Annotated in this window: 16 protein-coding genes; 4 read left to right on the top strand and 12 right to left on the bottom strand. The window is 71.3% G+C overall.

Translation table 11 applies throughout. The features are described from left to right. Nucleotides 1-131: 131 nt before the first annotated feature. From KHF85_RS01490 to KHF85_RS01470, 5 genes are all read right to left on the bottom strand, one after another. Nucleotides 132-1157, bottom strand: coding sequence for an NAD(P)H-dependent glycerol-3-phosphate dehydrogenase (locus tag KHF85_RS01490; protein ID WP_284568244.1), 1026 nt, complete (start codon nt 1155-1157; stop codon nt 132-134). A gap of 18 nt (nt 1158-1175) precedes the next feature. Then, nucleotides 1176-1694 carry a protein-export chaperone SecB gene (secB, locus tag KHF85_RS01485; RefSeq protein WP_284568243.1) on the bottom strand — a complete coding sequence of 173 codons (519 nt, stop codon included), beginning with the start codon at nt 1692-1694 and terminating at the stop codon, nt 1176-1178. Nucleotides 1695-1782: 88 nt separating this feature from the next. Beyond that, nucleotides 1783-2217 (bottom strand): rhodanese-like domain-containing protein, encoded by a 435-nt coding sequence (locus tag KHF85_RS01480; protein WP_284568242.1) that lies wholly within the window; start codon nt 2215-2217, stop codon nt 1783-1785. A 53-nt stretch (nt 2218-2270) separates the two neighbouring features. After that, nucleotides 2271-2678 (bottom strand): hypothetical protein, encoded by a 408-nt coding sequence (locus KHF85_RS01475; protein WP_284568241.1) that lies wholly within the window; start codon nt 2676-2678, stop codon nt 2271-2273. Between the two features lie 37 nt (nt 2679-2715). Next, nucleotides 2716-3186 carry a YiiD C-terminal domain-containing protein gene (locus KHF85_RS01470; protein ID WP_284568240.1) on the bottom strand — a complete coding sequence of 157 codons (471 nt, stop codon included), beginning with the start codon at nt 3184-3186 and terminating at the stop codon, nt 2716-2718. A 42-nt stretch (nt 3187-3228) separates the two neighbouring features. Between KHF85_RS01470 and KHF85_RS01465 the strand changes: the two genes are divergently transcribed. From KHF85_RS01465 to KHF85_RS01455, 3 genes are all read left to right on the top strand, one after another. Beyond that, entirely contained in the window at nt 3229-4005 is a 777-nt protein-coding gene (locus tag KHF85_RS01465) for a uroporphyrinogen-III synthase (protein ID WP_409976639.1), read from the top strand. A 119-nt stretch (nt 4006-4124) separates the two neighbouring features. Next, on the top strand, nt 4125-5102 hold the full coding sequence (locus tag KHF85_RS01460) for a hypothetical protein (protein ID WP_284568238.1): 978 nt from the start codon (nt 4125-4127) through the stop codon (nt 5100-5102). After that, nucleotides 5099-6367, top strand: coding sequence for a heme biosynthesis HemY N-terminal domain-containing protein (locus KHF85_RS01455; RefSeq protein ID WP_284568237.1), 1269 nt, complete (start codon nt 5099-5101; stop codon nt 6365-6367). Before KHF85_RS01460 ends, KHF85_RS01455 begins: the two co-directional genes overlap by 4 nt. A gap of 117 nt (nt 6368-6484) precedes the next feature. On the opposite strand, the gene KHF85_RS01450 is transcribed toward KHF85_RS01455, so the two are convergent. Then, nucleotides 6485-7051: a hypothetical protein gene (locus tag KHF85_RS01450; RefSeq protein WP_284568236.1), complete on the bottom strand. Its 567-nt coding sequence runs from the start codon at nt 7049-7051 to the stop codon at nt 6485-6487. A 229-nt stretch (nt 7052-7280) separates the two neighbouring features. Further along, a complete protein-coding gene (locus KHF85_RS01445) occupies nt 7281-8561 on the bottom strand; it encodes an acetyl-CoA C-acetyltransferase (RefSeq protein WP_284568235.1) in 1281 nt (426 codons plus the stop codon). 103 nt (nt 8562-8664) lie between these two features. Here KHF85_RS01445 and KHF85_RS01440 point away from each other — a divergent pair, with 103 nt between their 5' ends. Further along, nucleotides 8665-9552 (top strand): hypothetical protein, encoded by an 888-nt coding sequence (locus tag KHF85_RS01440; RefSeq protein ID WP_284568234.1) that lies wholly within the window; start codon nt 8665-8667, stop codon nt 9550-9552. An 800-nt stretch (nt 9553-10352) separates the two neighbouring features. Here the strand turns inward: KHF85_RS01440 and KHF85_RS01435 are convergent. The 5 genes from KHF85_RS01435 to amt form a co-directional block, all read right to left on the bottom strand. Continuing rightward, nucleotides 10353-11012 carry a superoxide dismutase family protein gene (locus KHF85_RS01435; protein ID WP_284568233.1) on the bottom strand — a complete coding sequence of 220 codons (660 nt, stop codon included), beginning with the start codon at nt 11010-11012 and terminating at the stop codon, nt 10353-10355. Nucleotides 11013-11081: 69 nt separating this feature from the next. Continuing rightward, nucleotides 11082-11663, bottom strand: coding sequence for a superoxide dismutase family protein (locus KHF85_RS01430; RefSeq protein WP_284568232.1), 582 nt, complete (start codon nt 11661-11663; stop codon nt 11082-11084). 330 nt (nt 11664-11993) lie between these two features. Next, nucleotides 11994-13418 (bottom strand): nitrogen regulation protein NR(I), encoded by a 1425-nt coding sequence (gene ntrC, locus KHF85_RS01425; protein WP_284568231.1) that lies wholly within the window; start codon nt 13416-13418, stop codon nt 11994-11996. A gap of 10 nt (nt 13419-13428) precedes the next feature. Continuing rightward, nucleotides 13429-14466 carry a two-component system sensor histidine kinase NtrB gene (locus KHF85_RS01420; RefSeq protein ID WP_284568230.1) on the bottom strand — a complete coding sequence of 346 codons (1038 nt, stop codon included), beginning with the start codon at nt 14464-14466 and terminating at the stop codon, nt 13429-13431. A 340-nt stretch (nt 14467-14806) separates the two neighbouring features. Beyond that, complete coding sequence (amt, locus tag KHF85_RS01415; protein WP_284568229.1) at nt 14807-16243, bottom strand: ammonium transporter; 1437 nt, start codon at nt 16241-16243, stop codon at nt 14807-14809. Between the last annotated feature and the right edge of the window lie 17 nt (nt 16244-16260).

The following is a 16260-nucleotide window of genomic DNA, read 5'->3' as shown; positions in this document are numbered from 1 at the left end:
CGCTGCGCGCGGTTCGAAGCCCGGTCCCAGGACCGGGCTTCTTTTTTTGTGCGCCATGTCAGGTTGGATGGCCGTACACACGAAAAAGCCCGGCTTTGGCCGGGCTTTTTCGTGTCTGGAACAAGGCGAGGTCAGCTAAACAGCGTGGTCGGATACTCGGGTTTCTGCTCGCGGGCCAGCAACTGCTGCAGGCCCGCCGCCGGCGTCATCGCGCCGTGCAGCACCGCGCGCACCGCGTTGGAGATCGGCAGGTCGATGCCATGGCGTTCGGCCTGGCGCATCACCTCGTCGGCGGTCTGCACCGACTCGACCACCTGGCCGATCGCGCGGACCGCGTCGTGCAGGGTCTGCCCGCGGCCCAGGGCCAGGCCCAGGCGCCGGTTGCGCGACAGGTCGCCGGTGCAGGTCAGCACCAGGTCGCCGAGTCCGGCCAGGCCCATCAGCGTTTCCGGCTTGCCGCCGATCGCCGCGGCCAGCCGCAGCATTTCGTTGAGGCCGCGGGTGATCAGGCCGGCGCGGGCGTTCAGGCCCAGCTCCATGCCGTCGGCCACGCCGGTGGCTACCGCCAGCACGTTCTTCATCGCCCCGCCCAGCTCGGCACCGACCATGTCGTCGCCGGTGTAGGCGCGGAAGGTGGGGCCGTGCATCGCGTCGGCGACCTGCTGCGCGAACGCGGCATCGCCGTGCACGGTCACCGCGGTCGGCAGGTCCAGCGCCACTTCCTTGGCGAACGACGGCCCGGTCACCACCGCCAGCGGCACGTCCTCGCCCAGGATCTGCTGTGCGACTTCATGCAGAAAGCGCCCGGAGCCAGGCTCGAAGCCCTTGGTCGCCCAGGCCACGCCGGCCTGCGGCGGGCGCAACGGCGCCAGCTGGTGCAGGGTTTCGGTGAACGCATGCGACGGCACTACCACCAGGATCCAGTCGGCGCCGTGCACGGCCACCGCCAGGTCGGTGGTGGCCTGCAGCGCCGCCGGCAGCGGGATCTGCGGCAGGTAGCGCGGATTCTCGTGGCGCTGCTGAATCGCCTCGGCGACGGCGGCGTCGCGTCCCCACAGCACGGTCGGAAAACCGTGCCGGGCGAGGAGCGCGGCCAGGGCGGTGCCCCAGGAGCCGGCGCCGAGGACGGCGATCTTGTTCGCGGGCTGATCGCGCATGGGCAACGGCGGACGCGCTCAGGCGTTGCCGGCCGGCTCCGAGTCGGCCAGCGACTGGGTCTCTTCCTGCTGCGCGCGCTGGCGCAGGGTTTCGGCGTACAGCGCTTCGAAGTTGATCGGCTGCAGGAAGAACGGCGGGAAGCCGCCGGCCTGGATCAGGTCGCTGACCAGCGAACGCACGTACGGGAACAGGATGTTCGGGCACTGCGTGCCGAGCAGCACGTCCACCGCCTGCGGGTCCAGGCCGACCAGGCCGAACACGCCGGCCTGCTGCACTTCGGCCACATACGCGGTCTTGCCGGCGGCGGTGCAGGTCAGGGTCACCGCGAGCACCACTTCGAACGCCTGCTCGTTCAGGCGCTGCACGCGCTGGTTGAGGTTGAGCTGCAGCTCCGGCTGTACGTTGTCGTTGAACACCGCCGGCGCGTTGGGCGATTCGAAGGACACGTCCTTGACGTAAATCTTCTCGATGGTGAACGCGGGGCCGGCTGCGGCTTCGGCCGGCGCCGTGGCGCCGTTGTTGGTGACGTCGGACATTGCTTGACTCCGGTGGATTCAGGTAACAGAAAGATTCGGGATTATCACATGCCGGCCGCGGCGCTCGGCGCCCGGCCGGGAGGCGCGATCAGCGGCCCTTGACCAGCGGCAGATCGGCCTGCTGCCAGGCGGCGATGCCGCCGTCGAGCACGTAGACCTGCTCGAAGCCGGCCTTCTTCAGCTGCTTGGCGGCGGTATCGGCGGTGGTGCCGGTGCGGCACACCAGCACCACCGGCGCGGACTTGGCGTTGGCCACCAGCTTGTGCTCGGGGCCGAACTGGCTCGGCGTGGCGTTGCGGCTGCCGGCGATATGGCCTTTCTCGAAATCGGCCGCGGCCGACAGATCGACCAGCACCGCGTTGCCGGCATTGATCAGCAGGGTCAGTTCGGCCGGGCGCAGGGTCTTGAAACCACGGAACAGGCGCGCGATTTCGGTGACGATCAGGGCGATGGTCAGGCCGACCAGGGCCAGGGCCAGCATCGGGTTGCGGCCGGCAAAGGCCAGCAGTTCTTCGAAGTTCACAGGAATAAGGGGCTGGAAGCGGGCGCCGATTGTCGCACAGCTGGCCGGCGGCGCTACTGGCCGTTCCACAAGTCCGGCAGCCCGTCCAGCAGCCACCAGGTCTTGGCCTGCGCGTCCCAGCGCCAGCGCTCGCGGTAGCGCACGATGCGCTCGGCCTGGGTATTGCGGTTGATCACGCCCAGTTCGATGTCGCGCACCGCGTCGCCGTCGAGCACGCCGACTCGCCCCACCTTGTAGGAGGACACCTGCACCTGGCGGTAGCGCTCCAGTTGCAGATCGGTCAGCGGGTGCGCCTGCCGGTAGGCCGGGTCCACCGCTTCCCAGGCAGACTCGAACTCGCTCCAACGGATCGCGGTGCCGTAGGCGGTCTGCAGGGCGTCGAGCTTGTTCTGCTGGCTGCGGCTGCCGGCCAGCGCGGTGCCGGCCAAACCCAGCGCCAGGGCGCGGAACATCGAGTGCATGGCGGATCCCCGGGTAGGCGCGAGCAGTGCGCGCATCCTACCCTTTCGCGATGGCGACGAAGCGGCCGCGCAGCGTCGCCGCGGCGGCGGCAGCGGCCGGCCCGACCTGGGCCTGAATGCCGATCCGGGCACGGCCGCGCTGGCGGAAGGTGTGCACGAACGCGTTCCAGTCGGCTTCCGCGTCGGCGCCGGCCTGCGCATGCAGGTCGGCGTACAGGGGCGCCAGGTAGCGCACCTGGGTGTCGGCGACGTAGACATCGGCCTGCAGGCCGGCACGGTGCAGTTCGCAATTGACCAGCGCCCAGCCGGCCAGGGTCATCACCGAGCCGAGGCTGCCGCCGAAGGCATTGCCCTTGTCGTTGAGATTGGCCGCCAGCGGCGCGACCACATGCAAGCGCTGTTCGGCATAGCCGTGCAGCGCGGCCTGCAGCGCCGCCACCGGCGGCATCGCGTCGAACTGCCGCTGCAACTGCTGCAGGAACGCATCGAAAGGAAGATCCGCTGCCATGGTGCGATTGTGCTGCCGGTCGGGGCTCGCATAATGCCTGGCATGAGCGCACATGCAACTGCTGCCGCCGCGGCCTGGACCCTGATCTCGCTGCGCCCGCAGGGCGAGCACGCGCCGCTGCGGCGCGCGGCGGCGCGGGTCGGCGCACGGCTGCTGGCGGTCTCGCCCTGGCGCCTGCAGGCCTGCGCCGACGCCGCCACGCGCACCGCGCTGGCGCTGGCGCTGGCCGCGCCGCGGGTGATCTTCAGCAGTCCAGCGGCCGTGCGCGCGGCCGCGGCGCTGCAGCCGCTGGCCGCAGCGCCCGGGCAATGCTGGCTGGCGGTGGGCGCCGGCACCGCGCGCGCGCTGCAACGCCATGGCATCGCCGAGGTCGCGGTACCGGAACGGATGGACAGCGATGGGCTGCTGGCCTTGCCGCAGTTGGCCGCCAGCGATGGCGCCGTCGGCCTGGTCACCGCGCCCGGCGGACGTGGCCTGATCGCCGCGCAGCTGCAGGCGCGCGGCACGCCGCTGCAGCGCGCCGATGTCTACCGCCGGGTGCCGTTGCCGCTGTCCGCGGCGCGCATCGCCCGGCTGCGCGCCGCGGCGCCGGGCGTGCTGGCGCTGAGCAGCGGCGAGGCGCTGCGGCTGGTGCTGGACCATCTGCCCGACGACCTGGCCGCGGCCTGGCGCACGCGGCCGCTGGTCGCGGCCAGCGCGCGGCTGGCCGCGCAGGCGGCCGACCTCGGCTTTGTCGACATCGCCCGCGCCGCCGGTCCGCTGCCGCAACAACTGGCCACGGCCGCCGCGGCGATCGTGACGCGCTCACCACCTCGCTGAACGCGCGCCCTGCCCCGGCTTGCGGGCGCGGTGCCGCTCACGCCATGCTCCCGCGTGCCCGTGGGTCCGGCCGTCGCCATCGTCGCGACGGGACGCAGGCTATAAGGATGCCCCCGCCGATGACCGAAATCTCGTCCACGCCTCGCCGCTCCACGCGCTGGATCTGGCTGCTGCTGGTGCTGGCCATGCTGGCGGCGCTTGCGCTGGCCGGTTGGCGCGGCTGGGACTGGTGGCAGGCACGCAATGCGCGCGCGCTGGCCGAGCAATCGGAGACGCAACTGCAGTTGCAGGCCCTGCAACAGAATCTGGACACGCTGCGCCGCGACCAGCGCGCCACCGTGCAGCGGGTGCAGGACGCGGCCAGCACCAACCGCGTGCTGCGCGACGAGATGCTCGGCCTGAGCCAGCGCAGCGCGCTGCTCGAAGACAACGTCGCCAAGCTCGCCGACTCCAACCGCCACGGCGCGCAGGCGCTGCGCCTGGACGAGGTGGAACTGCTGCTCAGCCAGGGCCGGCAACGTCTGGACGTGGCCGGCGATGCGCAGGGCGCCCGCCGCGCCTATGCGCTGGCCAGCGGCGTGCTGGAAGGCGTGGACGATCCGCGCTATCTCAACCTGCGCCAGGTGCTGCTGCAGGAACGCACCGCGCTGGACGCGCTCGGCGAGGGGCCGCAGGCGCGGCTGTCGGCGCAGCTGGACGCCTTCGCCGCCAGCCTGCAGGCCTTGCCCACGCAATTGCCCGAGCCTACACAAGTGCCGCTGTGGCAACGGCTGCTGTCGCCGCTGGTCAAGATTCGCCCCGCCCAGGGCGGCGTGCTGGTCGCGCGTTCGGAGCGGGTCGCCGCGCACGACGCCCTGCAGCTGGAACTGAGCCTGGCGCGCGCCGCGCTGGAACGTGGCGACGCGCGCGGCTACCGCGGCGCGCTGACCCGCGCCGGCACCTGGCTGCAACGCCTATGGCCCGATTCGGCGCCGCTGCGCGAACGCCGCGCCACGCTGCAAACCCTGCGCAACGCCGCCCTGCGCCCGGCCGTCCCCGAGCTGGGCACCACCCTGCAGCAGTTGCGCCACATGCGCGACGCAAGGAGCCAACCATGAAATCCCTCCGTTCCCTGATCGTGTTGCTGGTGGTGATCGCCCTGGGCGTGATCGGCGCGCAGTGGCTGGCGCAGGACAAGCTGGGCGACCTCGGCGAAGTGATCGTGCGCGCCGGCGGCAACGACTACATCTCGCCGCTGCCGCAGGCGGCGCTGCTGCTGGTGATCGCCTTCCTGGTGCTGTTGCTGCTGTGGAACCTGCTCAGCTTCCCGTTCCGCGCCTGGGGCCGGCATCGCCGCAAGCAATCGCGCGCGCGCCTGCTCGAAGGCCTGACCGCGCTGCACAACGGCCAGTGGACGCGCGCCGAGAAACAGCTGAATGCCGCTGCGGAAGATTCCGAAGTCAGCGCCATCGCCCTGGTCGCGGCGGTACGCGTGGCCGATGCGCGCGCCGACGCGGAGGCGGCCAACCGTTACCTGCAGCGCCTGGGCGAACGCGACGCCGGCGCGCACGCGCTGCTGCAGGGCGAACGTCTTCTGGCCCAGCAACGTCCGGTCGATGCGATCAATGCGCTGGACGTGGCCGCGGCGCAGCCGTTGCCGCCGCGCGGGTTGCTGCTGCGCACCGAGGCGCTGACCAGCATCGGCCGTGCCGGCGAGGCCTACGGCCAGCTCGGGGCGATCCGCCAGCAGCAAGCCTTGCCGCTGGAGGCGATCGGCGCGCTGGAATCGCGCCTGGCCGCCGCAGCGCTGCAGCAGGCGGACGATGCCAACGCGCTGGCCGAACGCTGGGAAAGCCTGCCCAAGTCGCTGCGCAGCGAACCGGCTGTGGTCGAGGCCTACGCGGTCCGCGCAGCTGCCCTGCATTGGGACGACGCGGCGCTGCGCAGCGTGGAACAGGCGCTGGACACGCGCTGGGACGACGGCCTGGCAGCGCTGTACGGACGCCTGCAGGTGGAAAAATACGATTCGCGCCGCGCCAGCGCGCAGCGCTGGCTGCAGAGCCATCCGGACAGCCCGGGGCTGCTGCTGACCCTGGCGCGCCTGGCGCATCAGCAACAGCAGTGGCCGCAGTCGGAGGAGTTCCTGCACCGCGCGTTGGCGCTGGGCGCCGGCGCCAAAGCCTGGGAGGCGTTCGGCGATGGCTATGCCGAGGCCGGCGATACGTTCATGGCGCAGCGCTGCTACGCCAACGCGTTGCGCGTGCAGCGCGGCGAACTCGCGCAAGCGTTGCCCGCGACCAGCGCGCCGGTGGTGCCGATCGATCCGGATCCGGACAGCGCCGAGCGCCGCGACGAGCACGGTTTCCCACGCCCGCTGGAATGAGCGCGGCGGCACCAGCGATGCCGCGCCGTTGACCGGGGCCGGCCTCGGCTGCAGCCGGGGCCGGCTTCCTCGCTCAAGGATTGCGCGGCCAGCGCTTGGCCGGTCGAACCGACCGGCTCAGCGCCGCAACGCAGCCGGCAACGCCGGCAGGCGCGCCAGGAATGCGGGCGCCACGCCCTTGTAGCGGGCATAGCGCTCGTCCATGCGCCGCGGCACCAGGATGCGCGCGCCGAGCAGGCCGACGACCAGCATGACCAGGAACAGCCCCAGGCCCAGCCAGAGTCCGGCTTCGTCGCCGACGGCGAACCCCAGCAGCGGTCCGGCCACGAACGCACCGGCGGTGAGCAGGATGAAGCGGTCGCGCCGGCGTCGATGCGCCGCGCACATGCCGAGCACGTGGCTGCTGCGCTTGCGCGCGACCAACGCCGCGATCGCGTAGATCACGATGCTCACCAGGATCAGCACGTACCAGCCCGGCGGGTGCCAGTAGAAGCTGCGCTTGTTCAGTTCGTCGTTGCGCAGCGCCACCCCGCACTTGACGCAATGCGCCGGGAACGGCGTATCGCGCAGGCATAGCAGGTCGTCGCCGTCGCGCCACAGCGTCTCGTCCGGCGGCGGCAGGGTGGTGGTGTGGATGGCGGCGTCAGGCGCCCGATACGGATTGAAGCTGTCCTGCTGGCTCATGGCATGCGCCCCCCGCGCACCGTTCGGCCTGCGTCGTGCAGGCGGATCGGCAGGCATGGTAGCGCAGCGGCGAGCGCTGCTGGCGGGCGATGGCGTTCGGCGCTGGCGGCGGTCATCATGACCGCGTCGCGCCAGGCTTGCGCCTCTCTGGCGGCGCGCCCATGGGGCCATCACCCTGCACGCTTTCGCGGCCCGACGCGCCCATCGCGCGCGGACCGCACTTGGCAGTTCAGCGCTCGACGATCGCCACCACGCCCATGCCGCCGGCGGTGCAGATCGAGATCAGCGCACGCCCGCCGCCGCGTTCGACCAGCTGCTTGGCCACCGTGGCGACGATGCGCGCGCCGGTCGCGGCGAACGGATGGCCGGTGGCCAGCGAGGACCCCAGCGGATTGATCTTGGCCGGATCGATCTGCCCCAGCGGCGCCTCCAGGCCCAGCCGGGTGCGGCAGTAGTCCTCGCTCTCCCAGGCGCGTAGCGTGCACAGCACCTGCGCGGCGAAGGCCTCGTGGATCTCGTAGATGTCGAAGTCCTGCAGGCTCAGGCCGTGGCGCTTGAGCATGTCCGGCACGGCGATGGTCGGCGCCATCAGCAGGCCTTCGCCGTGCACGAAGTCCACCGCCGCGACCTGCGCATCGCGCAGGTACGCCATCGGCACGTGGCCGTGCGCCTGCGCCCATTCCTCCGAAGCCAGCAGCACCGCCGCGGCGCCGTCGGTCAGCGGGGTGGAATTGGCCGCGGTCAGGGTGCCGCGGCCGCTGACCTTGTCGAACGCCGGCTTCAGCGTGGCGAGCTTCTCCAGCGAGGTGTCGGCGCGCAGGATGTTGTCGCGCTCCACGCCGCGGAACGGCGCGATCAGGTCGGCGAAGAAGCCGCGCTCGTAGGCCGCGGCCAGCTTGTGGTGCGAGGACACCGCCCAGGCGTCCTGCGAGTCGCGCGCGATGTTCCATTGCTTGGCCATGTCCTCGCAGTGGTCGCCCATGCTCTTGCCGGTGCGCGGCTCGGCCACGCCGGGAAACTCCGGCTTGAGTTCGGCGAACTTGAAGCTGCGGGTCAGCGCGCGGATCTTGTCGCCGGTGCTCTTGGCGCGGTTGGCGGCCAGCAGCCGCGCGCGCAGCTTCTTGCCATAGACGATCGGCACTTCCGAGGTGGTGTCCGAACCGCCGCCGATGCCCGATTCGATCTGCCCCAGCGCGATCTTGTTGGCCACGGTGATGATGCTGTCCAGACTGGTGCCGCAGGCGCGCTGCAGGGTGATGCCCGGGGTCAACGGCGACAGCCCGGACGACAACGCGGCCTCGCGGCCCAGGTTCCAGTCGCTGGAGTGCTTGATCACCGCCCCCATCGCCACCTCGCCCAGCTGCTGGCCGTGCAGACCGTAGCGCTCGACCAGCGCGCCCAGCGTGCGCACCGACATGCCGAGGTTCCCGACATCCGCATACGCCGTGTTCTGCCGGCAAAACGGAATACGGACGCCGCCGAGAATGGCGACGGGGCGGGCTACTGGCATGGGGATTACCTCGCGCGAGGGGTCGGGGACATGGCCTGCACGGTAGCGCAGGCATAATGAAGCGAGTGTAGCTTTGCGCCCGCGACGGGCCAACCGCCAAGCCATGAGCCAAGCCATTGCCAGCATGAATGCCCGCGGCGTGATCGCCCTGGAACTGTCCGCCGGGCGCGCCCCGGCCCACGCGGCGCTGCCGCACGCCCTGGCCGCGGAACTGGCAGAGAAGGTCGGCCGCGACCTGGCGCAACTGGTGCCGGCGGTGCGCGCACTGGAATTGAGCCTGGCCGGCGCGCATTTCGACCCTGCCGAGGTGCTGCGCCCGGGCTGGCCAATGCACCGGCGCCTGGACGAATTGCGCGCGCGCGCGCCCGGCCGCGACGCCGGCCCGCGCCTGCTGGCGTTCGGCGCCGACGCCGACGGGGCCGTGCCGCTGCCGTTCCAGGCCGACACCGCCCTGCTCGGCGGCGCGCTGCGGGTGGTGCCGTTCCTGCTCAGCGGGCCGGCCGAGACGCTGCCACCGGTGGCCGAGGCGTTGGAAGACGTGCTGCTGGCGCAGGGCATGGCGCAGCCGGACACCGCGCTGCTGGCGCAGCAGGCGTTCGGCGCGCAGATCGAACACGCGCGCTATCTGACGGTCAACGACTTGGCCGCGATGATGTCGATGCAATACGACAACCAGGGCCTGGCGCCGCTGTGGCCGCTGATCGAGACCGCGCTGCTGGCGCCGGACCAGGAGGAATGGCTGGCCAGCCCACCCGAGCCGCTGCTGCGCTACCGCGGCGGCGAAGTGCGCATGGCCTTGTTCGACCCGGCTGGCTGGTGCGCGTACTACGCCCACGACCGGCAGGACTGCGAGCGCCTGCAGCGGGTCTACGAACATTACCTGGTCCGGCAGCGGCAACTGGCCGCAGTGCTGGAAGCGCATGGCATGCCGGTGCTGTACGTGCATTGCGAGGCCGGGCAGGACGCGAGGCAGGCGTTGCTGGCGGCGTGATGTGGGCTTGGTCGCGGGGTTGGCGCGCGGGCCGTCGGCTCGCAACTGAACTTGCAGCGATGCGGCTGCAGTGCACGGCGATCAGGGGCTTCGGCGTGGACGCCGTGCGGCGCCATCGGGCCGATCGCTTGGTTCGTCGCGACTGAAGTCGCTCCCACAGGACCTGCGTCCAGCGGCTAGGCGCACTGTGGGAAGAGGGGTTTCAACCCGGCCGGCGCCGGAGTGGGAACTTGCAGGCTCCTCAGCGTGGCTGATCACCCAGTGTCGCTGGTAGCCGCGCCTGCGCCGACCTGGCCGTGATCGGAGTGGTGCACGACGGGAGGAGCTTCGGCTGGCCTCGGGCCATCTCGGCCTCGACAGGGACGGTGCCGGCCAGCCTGCCGACTTCGCTTGTCGCGGCTGAAGCCGCTCCTACAGTGCACCCAGCAGGCGATCCGCAGGCCATGTAGGAGCTTCAGCCGCGACCGCCGGAAGGCCCGCCGCTGCGTTCGTCGCAACTGAAGTCGCTCCCACAAGAACTCCACCGACGCAGCGGAGCTGTGGGAGGGACTTCAGTCCCGACTGCATGCCAGTTCGGAAAATTCACCACTTCGCTTGTCGCGGCTGAAGACAGTCGCCCCTACACAAGCGGATGCACTTTCTGCACAGGCAGACTCTGGCGGCCTGCACCCGTGCTGTCGGAGCGGTTTCAACCCCCGGCAGCGGCTCCGAAGCCGGGCGACTTGCCGACTTCAGAGCCCGTCGCGCCGATGACACCACGTCACCGGCGTCACCCCTGCACACGCGTACGACGCTGCCGCTTACTGCGCGGAAGGCGCCGCCGCGGCGCCCGCCGGGGCCGCCGCGGTCGCGTTGCCCTTGATCACGCCGCAGGCCAGGCGGCCGCCGGCATTGCCGGTGGGCTGGGTCTTGTAGTCGTCCGGGTCGGCGTGGACGATCACCGCGTGATTGAGGATGTCGAAGCCGTCGCCCTTGCCGATGTTGACGTTGTTGGACACCGTCGCGTCGATCGTGGCCTTGCCGTCGGCGTCGGCTTTCAGGTTCGGCATGTCGCCGCCGTGGTGCGGGTCGGCGCTGACCTGGCCGTGCTCGGACTTGGCCGGGTTGAAGTGGCCGCCGGCGCTGCTGCCGTCGGGCGCGCTGCAATCGCCGAACTCGTGGATGTGGAAGCCGTGCTCGCTGTTGGGCTTGAGCCCGGTGATGGTGCCGCTGACGTGCACGACGCCATCGACCGTCTCGAACTTGACCTCGCCGGCGACCTGGTTGCCCTGGGTCGGGCTCAGCGCGGCGCTGGCGGCGGCCTGGGCGGGCACGGCGGCAGGCGCAGGTTCTGCGGCCGGTGCCGGGGTGGCGGGCGCGGCGGCCGCGACGGGGGCGTCGGCAGCGGCAGGCGCTTCGCGCTTGCAGGCGCCGAGCGCGAGAGTCGTGGCCAGGAACAGGACGGTAGGAAGCGTGCGCATGGTGGTTCTCCTTGAGGGGCCGCGGAATGCGGACGTTCGCCGCGGAGCAAGCTCTGGGCGGATGATCGGTTAGCGCAACACGCGGATCACGCCGCAGGCCACGCGCGCACCGGCGTTGCCGGCCGGCTGGCTGCGGTAGTCGTCGGCATCGGCATGCGCGACCAGCGCGCGCCCGGCGATGTCGTTGGCCGCGCCGCCGCCGAGCACCACCCCGTGCAGCAGCACATCGACCTGGGCCACACCGTCGGCGTTGGCGCTGAGGTTGTCCATATCGCCGGCATGGTGCGGGCCGCTGCCGGCGCGGCCGTGCGGGCCGCCAAGCGGATTGAAGTGGCCGCCGGCGCTGCTGGCGTCGGCCGCGCTGCAATCGCCGCGCTCATGTACATGGAACGCGAACGGGCGGTTGGGCTGCAGGCCGCCGAGGGTGCCGGTGATGCGCACCCCGCCAGGCGCGACCACCAGCGACAGCTTGCCGCTGACCAAGCTGCCGGAGGCCGGCGCGAGCACTGCCTGCGCCTGCTGCGCGGTGCCGCTGGTAGGCATCGGCGGCGCTTTCGGCGGCGGCGGTGGTGGCGCGACCGGCGGCGCACTGCTGCAGCCGGCCAGTACCAGCAACGCGCTTCCCACGATGGCATGCAAGCTGTAACGCATCGGCATTGGCTCCTTGTGCAGCGAAACTAGAGGGAGGGCCGTTCAGACCTCATGAAGGCTGCGGCGGTGGCGGGGAAGTCTAACCGGCGCTGGGAGCTCGTATCGGGACCAGGGACCAGGGACCGGGGACCCGGAAGAGCTCGGCAACTGGTGGCTTGCGAAGTCTTCGGAACGATCAGAGCGAGGCACCTTACTTTTCCGGATTCCAGTCCCTAGACTCGGGACGGCAGAGCATCGCAGCTGCCGGTTTACGAAGTCTGCGGAACGATCAGAGCAAGACATCGCGCTTTCCCGGGTCCCCGGTCCCCGGTCCCTCGCCCCCAAGCCCCTTCAGCGCCGCCGCCGCCCCGGCCCCAACTTGCGCGTCACCGTATTGCGGCCCACCCCCAGGCGCGCGGCGGCTTCGGCGCGGCGGCCCTGGGTGAAGCGCAGCGCCACTTCCAGCAGCGCCTTGTCGAAACGGTCGCGCGCTTCCGCGTGCAGGCCCTCGGCGCCGTCGGTCAGGCGTTGCTGCGCCCAGGCCGACAACTGCGCGTCCCATTCGCCGCCCTCGCCGCTGCGCTCGCGGCGGCTGCCGCGCAGCAGTGCGCCGTCCACGTCGTGCGCGTCGATGACGTCGGCCGGCGCCAGCGCGGCCAGCCGCCAGCACACGTTCTCCAGTTCGCGCACGTTGCCCGGCCAGGCGTAGCCGCGCAACGCGTCCAGTGCCGCCGGCGACAGCCGCTTGGGCGGGGTGTCGAGCTTGCGCGCGGCCATCGCCAGGAAGTTCTCGGCCAGCTGCGGCACGTCGGCGCGGCGCTCGCGCAGCGGCGGCAGCTGCAGCCGCACCACGTCCAGCCGGTGCAGCAGGTCGGCGCGGAAGCGGCCCTGTTCGACCAGCGCTTCCAGGTCCTGGTGGGTGGCGGCGATCACCCGCACGTCGACCCGGATCAGTTCGCGGCCGCCGACGCGGAAGAATTCGTTCTCGGCCAGCACGCGCAGCAGCCGGGTCTGCAACGGCAGCGGCATGTCGCCGATCTCGTCGAGGAACAGGGTGCCGCCGTCGGCCTGTTCGAAGCGGCCGATGTGGCGCCGCTGCGCACCGGTGAAGGCGCCGGCCTCGTGGCCGAACAATTCGCTTTCCAGCAATTCGGCCGGGATCGCCGCGGTGTTGAGCGCGACGAACGGCTTGCGCGCGCGCGGCGACTCGGTGTGCAGCGCATGCGCGACCAGTTCCTTGCCGGTACCGGTTTCGCCGTTGATCAGCACCGACAACGGCGCCTGCGCCAGGCGGCCGATGGCGCGGAACAGCGCGCGCATCGCCGGGGTGTCGCCGATCAGTTCGGCGCTGCCCTGGCTGGACGCCGGCAGCGCGGCCTCGGCAATGCCGCCGGCCGCCGGCAGCGCGCGCGCGGCCAGCGCCACCGCGTCGTCCAGGTCGAACGGCTTGGACAGGAATTCGTGTGCGCCGCCGCGGAACGCGCCGGCAGTGCTGGCCACGTCGGTGTAGGCGGACATCACGATCACCGGCAGTTGCGGATGCGCGGCCTTGAGCTTGTCCAGCAGCACCAGGCCGTCGTCGCCGGGCATGCGCACGTCGGTGAACAGCAGGTCCGGCAGCGGCCGCTGCGCCAGCGCCTGCAACGCCGAGGCGGCGCTGTCGAAACCGTCCACGCTGTAGCCGGCATCGCGCAAGGCGGTGGACAGCACGAAGCGGACCGAGCGGTCGTCGTCGACCACCCAGATGCGTTGCGATCCTTCCAGGGATTCGGTCATCGGAATGCTCCTATGCGGGGTCCGCTGCGGCCTGCGGCAGCAGCAGCGTGAACACGGTATGCCCGGGGCGGGAGCGGAAGGTCAGCGAACCGGTGTGTTCGCGCGCCACCTGCTGCGCCAGCGCCAGGCCCAGGCCGCTGCCTTCGGCGCGGCCGCTGACCAGCGGCAGGAACAGGTGCTCGGCCAGTTCCTCCGGCACGCCGCGGCCGTCGTCGACGATCTCCAGGCGCACGCCGCGCGCATGCACGCGGTCGCGGATGCGCTGGGCGTGCTCGACGCGGGTACGCAGGGTCACCTGCGCGGCGCCGGCCTGGATCGCGTTGCGGACCAGGTTCCACACCGCCTGGGTCAGGCGGTCGGCATCGCCGAGGAATTCGGGAATGCTGGGGTCGTAGTCGCGTTGCAGGCGCACCGACCAGCCGCCTTCGTTCTCGGCCAGGCGCAGCACCCGCTCCAGCACCGCATGGATGTTGAGCATGGCGTGCGGCCGCGCCGGCGCCGGCGACAGCAACTGGTCGAGCAGGCTGTTGAGGCGCTCGATCTCCGCGCCGATCAGGTCGATCAGTTCGCGCTCGTCCTCGTCGCGGTGCTGCGCGCGCCGCGCCAGCAACTGCGCGGCGCCCTTGAGCCCGGCCAGCGGGTTGCGCAGTTCGTGGGCCAGCCCTTTCAGCGCCGCGCCGAGCGCGTTGGGCAGCGCCTGGGTCGGGTCCAGGGTGGGGAATTCATCGACCGGATGCGCCTCGAGCAGCCAGCCGCCCGCGTCCAGCCGCGACAGCCAGCCCTCGGCGAAGCGCGGGGTCTCGCCGGGAATGGCCAGGGCCATGCGGTGCAGGCGCAGCACGTCGCGCTCGTCGTTGAGCAGGAACCGCGCCAGCGCGTCGCCCTGCACTTCCAGCGAGGCCAACGGCTGGTCGAGCAGGCGCCGCACGCTCACCCCCAGCCAGCGCGCGAAGGCCGGATTGGCGCCGAGCAGGCGGCCGTCGGCATCGGCCCAGACCACCGGGGTGCCGAGGGCGTCGAGCGGGGGCGGCGGCGAGGTCATGGGCATTGCACCAATGTAGTGCAAAGGCTGCCGGAAGGCGTTGCGCGCCCGGCCGGGCGGGCCATTTGCCGGAACCTGCCGGCGACGTCGGTCGGCACCGAAGCGCAGCCTGGCGCAGCCACCGCCGCCGACGGGCACGAGGCGCCGCAGGCAACGGAGAAGAAAAGAATTGGGGGTCGGGCGAGGCTAGCGGCCACGCGGGAATACCTCGGATCGCGAAGAAAACTGCCGTCGTTCCGCCCCATGGAGCGCCGGCGATGGCCACTGACCGCCAGCACCGGTGCATACCGGCCGCAGGCGGGGGTGCCGCAACGGCCCGCGACGCCAGGTCGCGGGCCGCTCTTGCTCAGGACTCGTACGCGGCTTCGCCGTGCGAGGTGATGTCCAGACCTTCGCGCTCGGCTTCTTCCGAGACCCGCAGGCCGAACACCAGCTTGGCGACCAGGAAGCCGAGCACCGAGACCACGCCGATCCAGACCACGGTCACGCCGACACCGGTGGCCTGCACCAGCACCTGGTGGCCCATGCTCCCGCCTTCGGCATAGCCGGCGCCGCCCAGCGCCTTGTCGGTGAACACGCCGGTCAGGATCGCGCCGACGATGCCGCCCACGCCGTGCACGCCGAACACGTCCAGCGTGTCGTCGGCATTGAGCAGCTTTTTCAGCCCGGTCACGCCCCACACGCAGATCGCGCCGGCGGCCACGCCGATAGCGATCGCGCCGAACGGGCCGACGGTGCCGGCCGCCGGGGTGATGCCGACCAGGCCGGCGACCATGCCCGAGGCCACACCCAGCGCCGAGGACTTGCCCTTGACCAGCTTCTCGACCAGCGACCAGGCCAGCACCGCGGCGGCGGTGGCCAGCAGCGTGTTGAGGAAGGCCAGCGCCGCGGTAGCGTTGGCTTCCAGCGCCGAACCGGCGTTGAAGCCGAACCAGCCCACCCACAGCAGCGAGGCGCCGACGAAGGTCAGGGTCACGTTGTGCGGCTTGAGCGCGGTCTGGCCAAAGCCCAGGCGCTTGCCGACGAAGTAGGAACCGACCAGGCCGGCGACACCGGCGTTGATGTGCACCACGGTGCCACCGGCGAAGTCCAGCGCGCCCTTGGTGAACAGGAAGCCCGGGGCCGCCCACACCATGTGCGCCAGCGGCAGATAGCCGAAGGTGAACCAGATGACGATGAACAGCAGCACCGCGGCGAACTTCACCCGCTCGGCGAAGGCGCCGACGATCAGCGCGCCGGTGATGCCGGCGAAGGTCAGCTGGAAGGCGACGAACACGTATTCCGGCAGCTTGAAGCCCTTGGAGAAGGTATCGGCCAGTGTGGTGGTGTCGACCCCGCTCAGCAACATCTTGCCGAGCGTGCCGATGAACAGGCCACCGTCGGCGAAGGCCAGGCTGTAGCCGTACAGCACCCACAGCACCGCGATCAGCGAGAACACCACGCCGACCTGGATCAGCACCGACAGCACGTTCTTGGAGCGCACCATGCCGCCGTAGAACAGCGCCAGGCCCGGCACCACCATCAGCAGCACCAGCAGCGTGGAGGTCAGCATCCAGGCGACGTCGCCCTTGTCCACCACCGGCGCGACCACGGCCGGCGCGGCAGCGGCCGGCGCCGGCGGCGGCGTCAGTTGTTCGGTGACCACGTCCGCGCTCTGCACCGGCGTCACTTCGGCCTGGGCGAAGGCCGTGGCGGGCACGCCGACCGCCATCGCGCTGACCAGCATCAGCATGCCTACCGCGTAGAACCGGGCCTTCCACCCGGAGAAAAGACCTGTCTTCATGAGGGGCTCCAGGGTGG

Source organism: Xanthomonas graminis pv. graminis, from assembly GCF_030168915.1.
Taxonomy (GTDB): domain Bacteria; phylum Pseudomonadota; class Gammaproteobacteria; order Xanthomonadales; family Xanthomonadaceae; genus Xanthomonas_A; species Xanthomonas_A translucens.
The sequence above is the reverse complement of the archived record's forward strand: the minus strand, read 5'-3'. Positions and strand labels throughout refer to the sequence as shown.